Below are 12,515 nucleotides of genomic sequence, written 5' to 3'. Positions count from 1 at the left end.
CCCCCGGGAGCGTGGCCCTTATCGTGAGGGCCACTTCCAGGGCGGCTCGTCGAGCGGCCCCTGCCCGGCGATCGTCGTGGCACCGCGGTCCTTGACCAGCTCGATCGTGTGCAGATCGTCTTTCAGTGCCTGAAGCGATGCGGTGAAAGGTCTGGAGTGCGTCACCACGATCACCTGGGTCTCCTTGGCAGCCGTGACGACCAGATTCGCCAACGCCGGCAACAGATCCGGATGCAGACTCGTCTCCGGCTCGTTCAGCACCAGCAGCTCCGGCGGTCGCGGCGTCAGCAACGCTGCCACCCACAGCAGGTATCGCAGGGTCCCGTCCGACAGCTCCGCTCCTTGGAGCGGCCGCAGTAACCCGTGCTGCCGGAACGCGAGCTCGAACCGGCCCGCGCTCTCCTGGATCTCGACGCTGCTCCCCGGAAACGCCTGATCGACAGCCTCGGCCATCGCCGCCGCCGACCCGATCTCCCGGATCGTCTGCAACGCAGCAGCCAAGTCGGCCCCTTCCGGCCCGAGCACCGGCGTCCGCGTGCCGACCTGCGCCTGCCGCGCCGGGGCATCCGCATCCGTCCGCAGATGGTCGTAGAACCGCCACGATCTCATCCGCTCCCGTACCTGCAACAACTCCGGCGCCCGCTGCGGATCCGCGAACTGACTCAACATGCTGTCGAACGTCTGCAGATCCGGCCCGCCGCTCTCCCACCCACCGCTTTCGCCGCGGATCCGCACCTGGCTGTTGACCCGCTCCACCAGCAACGACGCAGGCCGCAGAAAAGGCCCGGCCCACAACGACTCCCGCTTGATCTCCGGATCCGTCCCGAACATCGAACTGCTCGGCACCGGCAACCCAAGATCCATCAGATACCCGTAGTCGTCCGCCGCGAACCCCATCCGCAACGTCACCCGCCCGCCCCGCACAGTCCCCTGCACAGCCCGCTCCGCCCGCACGAACTCCGGCCCTGCCCACAACGTCGACCCCAGCCCACCCTCCCGCGCAAGCGCCGCGACCGCCCCGTTCCGAGAAGCATCCGCCAGCAACCGCAGAGCCCGGTACAAACTCGACTTCCCGGTCCCGTTGGCCCCCGTCACCACGTTCAGCCCCCGCAACGGCATCACCACCCGCCGCAACGAGCGATAGTTCTCCACCGCCAACGTCCTCAACATGCCGCCAACGTACAGACCCCCTCCGACAAACTCTGGCCGCATCAGGTCAACGCCCGTCTGTTGCCGACCGGCCTCAATACCTTGCTGACATGAACGTCCGGGCGATCGCCTGCCTCCTCGCCCTCACCACCCTGACCGCCTGCGGCGAGTCCACCCCCGGCGCGACGCCCACCCCGCCAGCCTCCACACCAACCCCGAGCCCGACCCCGACGCAGAGCCCGACCCCCACGCTCAAGCCGCTGGCGTTCTCGTCCAAAGGCCCGCTCCGTATCGGCCCCGGCATCACCAAACCCAAGACCACCCTGCGCTTCGGTCAACCGGCGATCGTTCCCGTCGAGTACTCCGACCTGGGCGTCCCCACCATGCGCGGCGTCCTCTCGATCGTCGCCCGACCACCCAGCAAAGCCCCAGCAAGCCTGGTGAAAGCACTAGCCGCCGACTTCCGCCCCGCCAAAGGCCAGTCCGTCTACTACATCCCCATCCTGATCACCAACGTCTCCACCGGCGACCTCACCGGCTACCGCGGAACCACCTTCGTGGCCAAGCTCCGCAGCGGCCGCGAAACGCCGTACCAGATCGGTGTCGGCGGAAACCCAGCCTGCGACCCCACCGGCGGCGTGCAAGACCTCCCCACCCTCGGCAGCACCGCCCGCACCTGCGTAGTCGCCGCGGCCTCCCCGAAAGACCCACTGGCTCAACTCCAGTACGTCGCCGCCCCCTACGGCCACGACGACCAGCAACAGAACCAAGAACCGGACTTCAACGACCAGTACGACCTAGGCGCCATCACCTGGCACTAGCGTCACCGTCGTACCCGGAGAACGGAGGCGCTGATGTACCGCGGCATGCTGATCCTCGAAAGCCTGAAGCTCGGAGCCACCTTGACCAACCTCCCCCTGGTCGTCCACAAACTCACCCGCCAGCCAGTCGCCAACGCTCATCCCCGAACCCCAACTCGACTGGGCGGACCAACAGCGTCAGAGATTGCCTGGTGCTGACACAAGCCCACGTCGGATACTGCCCTGTCTGCGAGTTTGTGGTGCTCTTGATGGATTCGGCGGCGGGGGTTCGCCCTGGGCTGGAGTGTTGAGGTTCGCGACGGCGAGATCGCCTTGATGGACGCCGCCCAAGCCAACATCGTTTCGTGCACGGGTCGCGCCGAGGTGTTTCTGGCCTCCGGGCTCAGCGGTACCTGAACCGCACGGTCGGATGCCGATGGCCCGGATTCACCCAAAAGGGCGAACCCCCACACCATCACAACTGCACCGCGGCAGCCTCTTTCAGGCGTACGCCGGCCCGCATTCGCCAGTTGTGATGGCCTGGGCGTCCGCGGCCCACACCTCCGTGCCCACCACCACCCGCTGCGCTGTGTGCGCACAGGTCATCGGCTCGCCGCTCGGCGCCCGAGAGCGTACGTGCGGCAGGACGCCTCCCGCGGCGGTAGCCGCAGATTCGCGCGACAGCGCTAGAGGCGGGCGGAGCACGCCGCGTCGGGGTGGGGGGGAGCGCCGCGAGCACGCGACGTAGGAGCGGGCGTAGTCGGGCGCGTGGGGTTGCGTCGACGTACGGGTGGTCGGCGCGTGGGGGGTGAGCCACGCGCCGACCGGGTGTTAGGCCAGGGAGTCTTCCCAGGCTTGGTGGAGGCCGGCGTAGTTGCCGCCGGTGGTGATGAGGATTTCTGGAGGGCCGTCTTCGAGGATGCGGCCGTGTTCGAGGACGAGGACGCGGTCGGCTGTCTCCACGGTGGAGAGGCGGTGGGCGATGACGATGGCGGTGCGGTCGGCGAGGATGGTACGGAGGGCTCGCTGGATGAGGCGTTCGCTGGGGATGTCGAGGCTGGAGGTGGCCTCGTCCAGGATCAGGACTGCCGGGTCGGCGAGGAAGGCGCGGGCGAACGCGACCAGCTGGCGCTGGCCGGCGGACAGGCGGCTGCCTCGTTTCTCCACCTGGGTTTCGTAGCCCTGGGGGAGTGCGGTGATGAAGTCGTGCGCGCCGATCACCTTGGCTGCCTCGACCACCTCGTCCAGGGTGGCTTCCGGTTTGCCGAAGCGGATGTTGTCGGCGACCGAGCCGGTGAAGAGGAAGTTCTCCTGGGTCACCATCACGACCCGCTCGCGCAGGTCGTCCTCGGTCAGGTCACGCAGGTCCTGGCCGTCGAGCAGTACGCGGCCGCCGGTCGGGTCGTAGAAACGCGAGACCAGCTTGGCGATGGTCGTCTTCCCGGCTCCCGTCGTACCGACCAGTGCCAGTGTCTGACCGGCCGGGACATCCAGGTCGAGACCCGGCAGGACCGGTACGCCGTCGACGTACTGGAACCGCACTCCGCGCAGCTCGAGGTGACCACGGGCCACTCCGGGCTTCACGGGCTTGACGGGCTCGGGCACGTCCGGCTCCTCGTTGAGTACGCCGGACAGCTTCTCCAGCGCGGCACTCGCGGACAGGAACGTGTTGTAGAACTGCGAGATGTCCTGCAGCGGCTCGAAGAACTGCCGCAGGTAGAGCAGGAACGCGGTCAGGACGCCGACGGTGACATGACCGTGGTACGCCTGGTAACCGCCGTACGCGAGGATCGCCACGATCGTCACGTTGCCGACGCCCTTGATCGACGGCATGAAGACCGCGTTCAGCCGGAACGACTCGTAGTTCGCCTCCCGGTACTGCTCGTTGACACCGGCGAAGATCTCCTCGTTGCGCGGCTCCCGGCGGAAGGCCTGGACGGCGCGGATCCCGGTCATCGACTCGACGAAGTGCACGATGACGAGTACGACGGCCTCGCGGGTCCGCCGGTAGACGACCGCCGACCGCTTCCGGAACCAGGCTGTCAGCAACAGCAGGAGCGGGAACGACAGCAGCGCGATCAGACCGAGCTTGAGGTCGAGCACCAGCAACAGGATCATCGTGCCGAACAGCGTCAGCACGGCGGTCACCAGACCGTCGAACCCGTTGGCCAGCAGTTCGTCGATGACGCTGACGTCGGAGGTCAGGCGGGAGATCACCCGGCCGGACGTGTACTTGTCGTGGAACGCCGGGCTCAACCGCTGGAAGTGGTCGAACACACGCCGCCGCAGACCGAGCAGGATCGTCTGCCCGAGCCGGCCGGACCGCATCAGGAAGATCTGCCGGGTGAACGCCTGCAGCAGCGCGCTGAAGAGGACAGCGCTCACAACTGTGATCAGTGCTCTCGGACCGTCCCCGGCGAGGATCGGCGGGATGCCGTTGTCGATGCCGAGGTGGACCAGGTACGGCACTGCGAGCCGGGCCGCGTTCTCGATCACGACGATCGCGACCAGGATCCAGATCAGCTTCTTGTACGGCCGGAGCAGCTCCCCGAGCAGTTTGCGCGAGTCCTCCTTCAGCCGCACGGTCGTTGCCTTCGACAACTCCTTGCTGCCCTCGTCCTCGTACACCCCGCGCCAGGACTGCTCCGGCTTGTCCGGATCCTGCTCCTGAGGAGGTGTCTGCTGCGTTGTCGTCATGCGTGCACCTCCTCTTCTTCGGCTGCCAGTAGATGCCGGTACGCCGGTACTGTCGCGAGCAGCTCCTGATGCGTACCGACGTGGGTGATCGTGCCGCCCTGCAGCAGGGCCACCTGGTCGGCCAGCATCACCGTGGACGCGCGGTGTGCGACCACGATTCCGGTGGTGTCGGCCAGCACCCTGCGGAGTGCCTCCTCCACCAATGCCTCGGTGTGGACGTCCAGTGCGGACAGGGTGTCGTCCAGCACCAGTACGGCGGGTTTGGCGAGCACTGCACGGGCTAGTGCGAGCCGCTGGCGTTGGCCACCCGACAGCGACATGCCCTGCTCGCCGACCCGCGTGTCGAGCCCCCAGGGGAGGTCGTTGGCGAACTCGGCCTGGGCGACCTGCAGTGCCTCCTGGATCTCGGCGTCCGTCGCGTCCGGGCGGCCGAGGGTGAGGTTCTCCCGGACACTCATCGAGAACAGCGTCGGGTCGTCGAACGCCGAGGCGACCGCCGTCCGTAGCGAGTTCAGGGTGAGCTCCCGGATGTCGTGCCCGTCGATGGTGATCCGGCCGGCGGTCACGTCGTACAGGCGGGGGACCAGCGCGGTCAGCGTGGTTTTGCCCGACCCGGTGGCCCCGACCAGGGCGAGCGTCGTACCGGGGGTGAGGTCGAGGTTGATGTCGTGCAGGATCTCCGCGGAGTCGTCGGAGAACTGGAAGCCGACGTGCTCGAAGCGGAGGTGACCGCGCGAGTTCGTCAGCTCGAGCGGACCGGACGTGATCACCGAGTGGGTGTCGAGGATCTCGCTGATCCGGTCTGCCGCGGTCATCGCCTCCTGGGCCATCGCGAGGATCCCGCCGAGCGAGGTGACCGGCCAGACCAGCGACAGCATCAGCGTGATGAACGCGACCAGCGTGCCGAGAGTGATCGCCTCCCGGCCGACCGCGAGCGCGCCGAGCAGCAGCACGATCACGAGGGTCAGGTTCGGGATGACGCCGAGGAAGCTCCAGAACCGGGATGCGAGCCGGACCTTGTCGACCTCGGTGTTGTAGAGGCTGATCGCCTCGTCGTCGAACTGCCGCTGCACGTGCCGGCGGCGCCCGAACGCCTTCACGACCCGGAAGCCGAGCGCCGACTCCTCGATCCGGGTGGCCAGGTCGCCCTGCTGGTCCTGGACCTGGCGGGAGATCCGCAGGTACTTCTTCTCGAAGCGCATGGACAACGTGACGATCGGTACGGCGGCCGCGAGCACGACGATGCCGAGCGGCCAGTACAGCCGCAGCAGCAGGATCGTGACGACGGCCAGCTGCAGGATGTTCATCACCAGGAACAGCAGGCCGAAGCCCATGAACCGGCGGATGGTGGACAAGTCTGTGGTGACCCGGGACAGCAGCTGACCGCTCTGCCACCGGGTGTGGAACTCCATCGGCAGGGACTGCAGACGGACGTACAGGTCGTGCCGGAGCGACGCCTCCAGATCGGAGACGGTGCGGGACTGCGCCATCCGGCGGATCCAGACCAGCAGGACCTCGGCAATGCTCAGCCCGAGCGCCAGGAAGGCCAGCGGGACCAGCAGATCCAGCTCACGACGGGTGACCGGGCCGTCGATGATGGAACGGGTGACCAGCGGAACGGAGAGGCTGACCCCGACGCCCAGCATGGCCGTGGAGAACATCAACACCAGCCGCCACCGGTGTGGCCGCAGATAGGGCCGGAGTCGCCAGAGGTTGCGGCTGCGTTCGGGTGCTCGGGAAGAAGGAGCTGCTATTGAGGGAGCAGGGATCGAGGGAGCTTGGACAGGGTGCTCTGAGGGCATCTGGACGGGCGCACTTCCCATCATCAACTAGGCAAGGGGTTCGCGACCGGAAGACGGCGCACTTTCCAGTATCGCTCAGTAGGTAAGCGCTTGTCGTGTCAATTCCATTCCCCGTGGATGAATTACAGCTTGTTGCAATAGGCCATCACCGGACCCAAGCGGTGACCGCCGTCACAGCCATTACGAACCGCGATAGGTCCCCCCTTCGGATTGCACCTTCCTGCAATCCCGCGGACGCCGCGCGTGTCCCTGCGGCAAGGTGAGCCGGGTGCAACGCCGCCGCGACTTCCGTTCACTGTGGTTCGGCGAGTCGGTCAGCCTGCTCGGCGACCAGGTCTCGGCGCTGGCCCTCCCGACGGCCGCACTCCTGGTCCTGGGCGCCTCCGCGACGCAGGTCGGCGCACTCAACGCGGTTGGCAGCATCACCTACCCAGTGCTCGGTCTGGTCGCTGGAGCCGTTCTGGACCGGGTACGGCGGCGTCCGGTGCTGCTTGCCGCTAACGCGATCCGGATCGGCTGCTTCGGCGTACTGGCGTTCTGCGCGGCGCTGGGGTGGTTGTCGCTGCCCCTGCTGTACGTCGTGGCCGCGCTGGCCGGTGTGGCGACACTGCTCTTCGACATCGCCTACCAGACCTACCTGCCGTCCCTGCTGACTGGACCTGAGCTGGCACGGGGGAATGTGCAACTGGAGTTGTCGAACTCACTTGCACGGCTCGGCGGTCCTTCGCTCGGCGGACTGCTGCTGCAGTACGGCGGGGTCGCGGTGGGGTTCGGTGTGAATGCAGCGTCGTTCGTGGCGTCCCTTCTGGGTATCGCGGCAATCCGTACTCCGGAGGAGGCGCCCACTTCCGCCACGCGTCGGCGCCTCTGGCGTGAGATCCGCGACGGGCTCGCGTTCGTCTTGGGACATCCAGTACTGCGGTCGTTGACGCTCTCGGCGGCACTGCGCAATCTCGGGATGAACGCGAACCGCACTGTGCTGATTGTGTTCCTGTACCGCGGCCTGGACCTCTCAGCTGGTGCTGTCGGGATGCTGTTCACAGTGGGCGCCATTGGTGCGCTTGCCGGCGTCGCCGGAACCGGATGGCTGCTCCGTCGGATCGGTGTGGGCCGAACGCTCTTGCTCACTGGGCTTGAGGGCGCAGTGTGGCTGCTGGTACCTCTCAGCCTGCTCGGAGGAGCTGTGGCCTGGGTGGTCGGCCTGATGTTCGTTTCGTCGCTGTGGCTGCCGGTGTGGAACGCCACCGTCATCACCCTGCGCCAGCACCTCACGCCGTCGGCCTATCTGGGGCGAGTGCAGGCAACAGCGCGGACCATCAACCTCAGCACGATCCCGGTCGGTGCTCTGGTCGGTGGAGTGGTGGCCGATGCGTTTCCGAGCGCGGTGGTCGCACTGGCGTTGTGCTCGGCGGTAGCGGCGTTGTCGTTGACGCAGCTGTGCAGGCAGCCGCTCCGCGGGATGCGCGAGTTCCCAGTTCGCGTGGAGTGAACACGCTCCGCCTGGGGCGAACAGCGGTAGTCGACGGGTCGGAGAGGTGACAGGTTGCCGGGTATGGCGTTGCTGGTGCGGGGGGAGGTGCGGAAGCTGTGGGTTGGGCAGATGGTTTCCACGGCGGGTAGCTCCATCACCACGGTTGCGCTGCCGCTGGTGGCGGTGTTGACGTTGCAGGCGTCGACGCTTGAGATGGGGTTGCTGTCTGCGCTGACTGTGTTGCCGCATCTGGTGTTCGGGCTGCCTGCGGGGCTTGTGGTTGACAGGGTGTCGCTGCGACGGCTCCTGGTGTGGGCGGACGTGGGGCGCGCTGTACTGCTCGGGTCGATTCCGGCGGCGACTGCTGCGGGGGTGCTGGGAATGGGGCAGCTGTACGGCGTCGCCGTACTGGCTGGAGTGCTCACTCTGCTTGCTGACACTGCGGCTCAGACGCTGTTGCCGGCGTTGGTGTCGCGTGCGGAGCTGATGCGGGCGAACAGCGCGTCGCTGCTCACGACCAACGTGGCGTCGACTACCGGGCCGTCGGCGGCCGGGTTTCTCGTGCAGGCGGTGAGTGCGCCGTTCGCGATCTTGGTCGATGCGCTGTCGTTCGTGGTGTCGGCGGTGACGTCGTACTTGATTCGGGAGCCTGAGCGGGTTGAGGTGCCGGAGCGGATGCCGGTGCGGCTGTCGACCGGGCTGCGGGTGCTGTTCGCCGATCGCGTGCTCGGTCCGCTCACGTTGTCGGCGACAGTCGCCTCGCTCTTCGGTGCGATGCAGGGGCCGCTTGTGGTGCTGTATCTGGTCCGGGAGCTGCACTGGTCCCCGGCGTACGTCGGTATTGCTCTGACAGCGTCCGGAGCCGCAGCCGTGGTCGGCACCCTGCTGGCCACCGCCTGGTGCAACCGCGTCGGCATCGGTCGCGCTTACCTGTCCGGACAGTTCCTGTCTGTCGTGTCCGGTGCCGCGCTGGCAACAGGTCTGGCACCGGTGATCTACCTGGGTCAGACGGTTTCCGGACTCGGCATGGCGCTGTTCGGCATCCCGCAACGGACACTCCGGCAGTCCCGCATCCCACCGCACCAGCTAGGCCAAGCCACGGCCACCTGGCGCACCCTGGTCATCGGCGGACAAGCCCTGGGCGCCGCACTGGCCGGTGTGCTCGGTACCGCCCTCGGTCTGCGCCCCACCCTGCTGCTGTCCAGTGCCGGCACGCTCATCGGCGTACTGATCGCAGCGCTATCACCGCTGCGCACCATCAAAACCCTCAGCGCGGACTGACGTCGTACGGGAGACTGCGGGGATGCCTTTGTTCTATGTGGCTGGTGCGTCCGGTGTGGGGAAGTCGACGGTATGCGCGGAGCTGGTACGGCGTGGTCACCCCGCGTACGACGTGGATGCGGATGGGTTGGGGGAGTGGCTGGATCGGAGTGGGACTGCGGTCGCTATGCCGGAGGCCGCGCTGCGCGATGACGCGTGGTTTGCCGACCACACCTACACCCTGCCGCCTGCGACGGTCCGTCGGCTCGTGATGGAGGTGGGGGACGTGGTTGGGTTCGTCTGCGGGACGGTGGGCAATGAGGGTGAGATCTGGGCGCTCTTCGCGCACGTCATCAGTCTGTCGGTGGACGCCGATACGGTACGAAGGCGGATCGCGCAGCGGCCCGAGGGCTTCGGTTCCTCCGAGGAGGAACTGGGCCGCATTCTCCACTGGCACGCGACCATCGATGCTGACAATGCACGCTTCGGCGCCACTCTCGTCGATGCGAGTCAGCCAGTGACGGCCGTCGCTGACGAGGTTCTGAAGGTTGTTGAGGAGCACCGGTGAAGCTTGAGTTGTTGGACAGTCTGCGCCGCAGCCGCGGGCAGGTGCTTGCTGCGGTTGACGGGCTCTCGGAGTACGACCGCCGGCGTCCTATGGTGCCCAGCGGGACGAATCTGCTCGGCCTGGTCAAGCATCTGGCCGGCGAAGAGCATGGCTACCTGGGCGAGTCACTCGGTCGCACACCAGCGCTGCGCCCGTCCTGGTTCCGCGACGACCCGTATGAAGAGCACGACATGTGGGCTGAGCCGGACGAGTCAACCGACTACATCACCACCGTCTACCGAGAGCTGGCTGCGCACTCCGACCAGGTCATCCTGTCCCTGGAGCTGGACAGCCCCGGCCACGTCGCGCACTGGGAGAATCACGAGACCACACTGGGTTTCCTGCTCTTCACCATGGCGACCGAAACTGCGCACCACGCCGGCCACGCCGCGGCGCTCCGTGAGCTGGTCGACCGCGGCTAGTGCGCGATCGGCTCGTTGATCGCACCGCCGGAGGTCCAGCTGAGGTCGGTGAGGATCCGGTCGACCGTCTGGTCCAGTGTGCTGTCGATACCGATCACCTGCTCACCAAGAACACCCAGTAGGTCGATGTCGCAGTACCAGTCACGCATCTGCTCTGCCGTGACCGTCTTCGACAGCTCCCGCGTCGAGTGCCGCCGGATGGTCTCGTCGAACGGCAGCTGGAAGTAGTACGCCCCAGTCACACCGGCGTGGTCCGCAACGAGCTGCCGCAGCATCTCGCCGTACGTGCGGTTGTTCAGAATGCCTTCCAGTACGACGTGATACCCGTGGTCGAGCGCATACCGCACCGTCAGGTCGATCAACCCGACATTCGGCTGCCCGAACTTGTCGTGCTCACGCAACAGAGTTCGGCGTACGTAGTCCTGCTCCACCCACGCCACGCCGTACCCGAGCCGCCGCCGAATCTCCTGCGCCGTACTGCTCTTCCCCGACCCCGAATTCCCCCGCACCACCACAAGCCGCGTCGTACCGTCCCCGATCTGAGCCACCCGCAGACCCTAACGGTTCACCAGCTGCTCCCGAATGACCTCCGCACCGGCACCCCTCGAGCCGGCGCAGGCAGGCAGGCAGGGAGGATCCCGAGCGGAGTCGAGTACGAATCGTGGTGCACGGCATCGATCACCACGTTGAGCCCGAGCCGGCTGTGGGCCGCGATCGCGTCGTACATGGCGGCGTACAGGGTCACGACCAGGGGCTCGAGGTCAGGGCGTTCACCCCCGGGGCGAAGGCCGACGCCGGGGCGGTAGTTCTGGATGACCGTCGCAATACTCGACTTCCCAGCCCGCGGCGGGCCGAACCCCCAACGATTCCTCGGACCGCCAGCCCTGTCACACGAATTTCCACGGGCAGTCCGGGAAGTAGCTCCGTACCGTCTCCCGCAGCCACTGCCGCCTGTCAGCCGGCAACAACGGCCAGGCCCGATCCAGGTCGTGCTGGTCCTTGGTCCGGTACAGCCGAGCCTTGAACAGCAGCACGATCTCAGGGTTCAGGTAACGGATGCCGTCCTCTGCCACCCACGTCACGTCCTCCAGACGGCCGGTGTGCTCGGGGTAGTACTTGTTGGTCCACAGGCCATCCCGATCCGGCGTCAACGGCAGATCGATCACCCACGGCGCATCCCCGTGCTCCCGAACCCACACCTGAGTGGCCGGCCCGAACACCTCCGGGTGCCGGTCCGTCAGTGGCCGCATGTCCCCGCCCGCAAGGTTCCACAACTGCCACCGATCACCCACATGCGCCCGAAGCGCCGCCACATCAGAAGCAAAGATCGACACATCCACATCAGAGTGCTCCCGCCCCATCCCCGTGAACGCATCAATAGCCCAGCCCCCAACCACCCACCACGGCCGCCCGAACCCCCGCATGAACCCAACCACCCCAGCCGGCCCCATAGGCTCCCACCGCCCATACAACCAAGCCCAATAAGCCGCCTCCCCCCGCTCCCCCTCCAAATCCCCCACCCCCCAAGTCTCCACCCCCCACCCCCAAACCCCCAGAACCGCCCCCAGCCAGGAGGTGAGCTGTGGGGGCGACCCCAGCCAGGCAGGGCGAGCCGGCGAAGCGACCCCAGCCACGGGGGCGAGCCGTGGAATCGACCCCAGCCAGGGGGTGAGCCGGGCAAGCGCCCCCAGCCAGGGTGGGCGAGCCGGCGAATCGACCCCAGCCACGGGGGGCGAGCCGTGGAATCGCCCCCAGCCAGGGGGTGAGCCGGGCAAGCGCCCCCAGCCAGGGTGGGCGAGCCGTGGAATCGACCCCAGCCAGGGGGTGAGCCGGGGAAGCGACCCCAGCCAGGGTGGGCGAGCCGGGGAAGCGACCCCAGCCATGGCGGGAGCCGAGCGAAGCGAGGTGGGGGCGCGGGTGGCGAAGCCCCCGCCGCGAGCGAAGCGAGCCATGAAATGGCGAGAGCGACCAGCTCTGCGCATTCCGCAGACACAGGTCGCCCTCGATCGAGCGGGTGACGAGAATCGAACTCGCGTAGTCAGTTTGGAAGACTGGGGCTCTACCATTGAGCTACACCCGCGTGCGCCCATCGGAATGGGTGCGTCGGACATGATTCCACATCACCGGGCCGGGGCTCAAACTGGTTCCGGGGTGGGGTGGTGGCGCGAGCACCCCTTCGGGTCGACTAGACTCGTGCGGTCACTGCGGGGCGTAGCGTAGTGGCTAGCGCGCCTGCTTTGGGAGCAGGAGACCGCAGGTTCGAGTCCTGTCGCCCCGACACACCCCCTGCAGCACCGCTGTGGTGCG

At 67.3% G+C, this 12,515-nt stretch carries 11 protein-coding genes, 2 tRNA genes and 1 pseudogene; 6 read left to right on the top strand and 8 right to left on the bottom strand.

What is annotated here, in order from left to right:
* Nucleotides 1-18: 18 nt before the first annotated feature.
* Nucleotides 19-1,170, bottom strand: coding sequence for an AAA family ATPase (locus ACFCV3_RS01465; RefSeq protein WP_376025063.1), 1,152 nt, complete (start codon nucleotides 1,168-1,170; stop codon nucleotides 19-21).
* Nucleotides 1,171-1,259: 89 nt separating this feature from the next.
* On the opposite strand from ACFCV3_RS01465, the gene ACFCV3_RS01460 reads away from it, so the two are divergent.
* Nucleotides 1,260-1,970 carry a hypothetical protein gene (locus tag ACFCV3_RS01460; RefSeq protein ID WP_376025061.1) on the top strand — a complete coding sequence of 237 codons (711 nt, stop codon included), beginning with the start codon at nucleotides 1,260-1,262 and terminating at the stop codon, nucleotides 1,968-1,970.
* Between the two features lie 810 nt (nucleotides 1,971-2,780).
* Here ACFCV3_RS01460 and ACFCV3_RS01455 read toward each other — a convergent pair.
* Nucleotides 2,781-4,646, bottom strand: a complete 1,866-nt coding sequence (locus ACFCV3_RS01455) for an ABC transporter ATP-binding protein (RefSeq protein ID WP_376025059.1) — start codon at nucleotides 4,644-4,646, stop codon at nucleotides 2,781-2,783.
* Entirely contained in the window at nucleotides 4,643-6,307 is a 1,665-nt protein-coding gene (locus tag ACFCV3_RS01450; RefSeq protein ID WP_376026432.1) for an ABC transporter ATP-binding protein, read from the bottom strand. Before ACFCV3_RS01450 ends, ACFCV3_RS01455 begins: the two co-directional genes overlap by 4 nt.
* A gap of 409 nt (nucleotides 6,308-6,716) precedes the next feature.
* On the opposite strand from ACFCV3_RS01450, the gene ACFCV3_RS01445 reads away from it, so the two are divergent.
* The 4 genes from ACFCV3_RS01445 (at nucleotide 6,717) to ACFCV3_RS01430 (ending at nucleotide 10,208) form a co-directional block, all read left to right on the top strand.
* Nucleotides 6,717-7,937: an MFS transporter gene (locus tag ACFCV3_RS01445; RefSeq protein ID WP_376025057.1), complete on the top strand. Its 1,221-nt coding sequence runs from the start codon at nucleotides 6,717-6,719 to the stop codon at nucleotides 7,935-7,937.
* 63 nt (nucleotides 7,938-8,000) lie between these two features.
* The gene (locus tag ACFCV3_RS01440; RefSeq protein WP_376025055.1) at nucleotides 8,001-9,200 is read left to right on the top strand and encodes an MFS transporter; all 1,200 of its coding nucleotides are present in this window, start codon (nucleotides 8,001-8,003) and stop codon (nucleotides 9,198-9,200) included.
* Between the two features lie 22 nt (nucleotides 9,201-9,222).
* The gene (locus ACFCV3_RS01435) at nucleotides 9,223-9,747 is read left to right on the top strand and encodes an AAA family ATPase (protein WP_376025053.1); all 525 of its coding nucleotides are present in this window, start codon (nucleotides 9,223-9,225) and stop codon (nucleotides 9,745-9,747) included.
* Nucleotides 9,744-10,208, top strand: coding sequence for a DUF664 domain-containing protein (locus tag ACFCV3_RS01430; protein ID WP_376025051.1), 465 nt, complete (start codon nucleotides 9,744-9,746; stop codon nucleotides 10,206-10,208). The genes ACFCV3_RS01435 and ACFCV3_RS01430 overlap by 4 nt, the downstream gene beginning before the upstream one ends.
* Here ACFCV3_RS01430 and ACFCV3_RS01425 read toward each other — a convergent pair.
* From ACFCV3_RS01425 to ACFCV3_RS01405, 5 genes and pseudogenes are all read right to left on the bottom strand, one after another.
* Complete coding sequence (locus ACFCV3_RS01425) at nucleotides 10,205-10,756, bottom strand: kinase (RefSeq protein WP_376025050.1); 552 nt, start codon at nucleotides 10,754-10,756, stop codon at nucleotides 10,205-10,207. The two genes, ACFCV3_RS01430 and ACFCV3_RS01425, sit on opposite strands and share 4 nt — an antisense overlap.
* A gap of 17 nt (nucleotides 10,757-10,773) precedes the next feature.
* Nucleotides 10,774-11,022, bottom strand: a complete 249-nt coding sequence (locus ACFCV3_RS01420; RefSeq protein WP_376026430.1) for a hypothetical protein — start codon at nucleotides 11,020-11,022, stop codon at nucleotides 10,774-10,776.
* A 73-nt stretch (nucleotides 11,023-11,095) separates the two neighbouring features.
* Nucleotides 11,096-11,458: a hypothetical protein gene (locus ACFCV3_RS01415; protein ID WP_376026459.1), complete on the bottom strand. Its 363-nt coding sequence runs from the start codon at nucleotides 11,456-11,458 to the stop codon at nucleotides 11,096-11,098.
* Nucleotides 11,459-11,530: 72 nt separating this feature from the next.
* Nucleotides 11,531-11,632: pseudogene (locus tag ACFCV3_RS01410) on the bottom strand (nucleotidyltransferase domain-containing protein); the annotation flags it as partial.
* A 585-nt stretch (nucleotides 11,633-12,217) separates the two neighbouring features.
* Nucleotides 12,218-12,288: transfer RNA gene (locus tag ACFCV3_RS01405), tRNA-Gly, on the bottom strand.
* Nucleotides 12,289-12,413: 125 nt separating this feature from the next.
* On the opposite strand from ACFCV3_RS01405, the gene ACFCV3_RS01400 reads away from it, so the two are divergent.
* Nucleotides 12,414-12,486 (top strand) — tRNA-Pro (locus ACFCV3_RS01400).
* The last annotated feature ends 29 nt before the right edge of the window (nucleotides 12,487-12,515 follow it).

It is taken from the genome of Kribbella sp. NPDC056345, from assembly GCF_042262745.1.
In the GTDB taxonomy this organism is placed as follows: domain Bacteria; phylum Actinomycetota; class Actinomycetes; order Propionibacteriales; family Kribbellaceae; genus Kribbella.
Note: the sequence above shows the minus strand (reverse complement) of the source record. Positions and strands in the feature narration are given on the sequence as shown.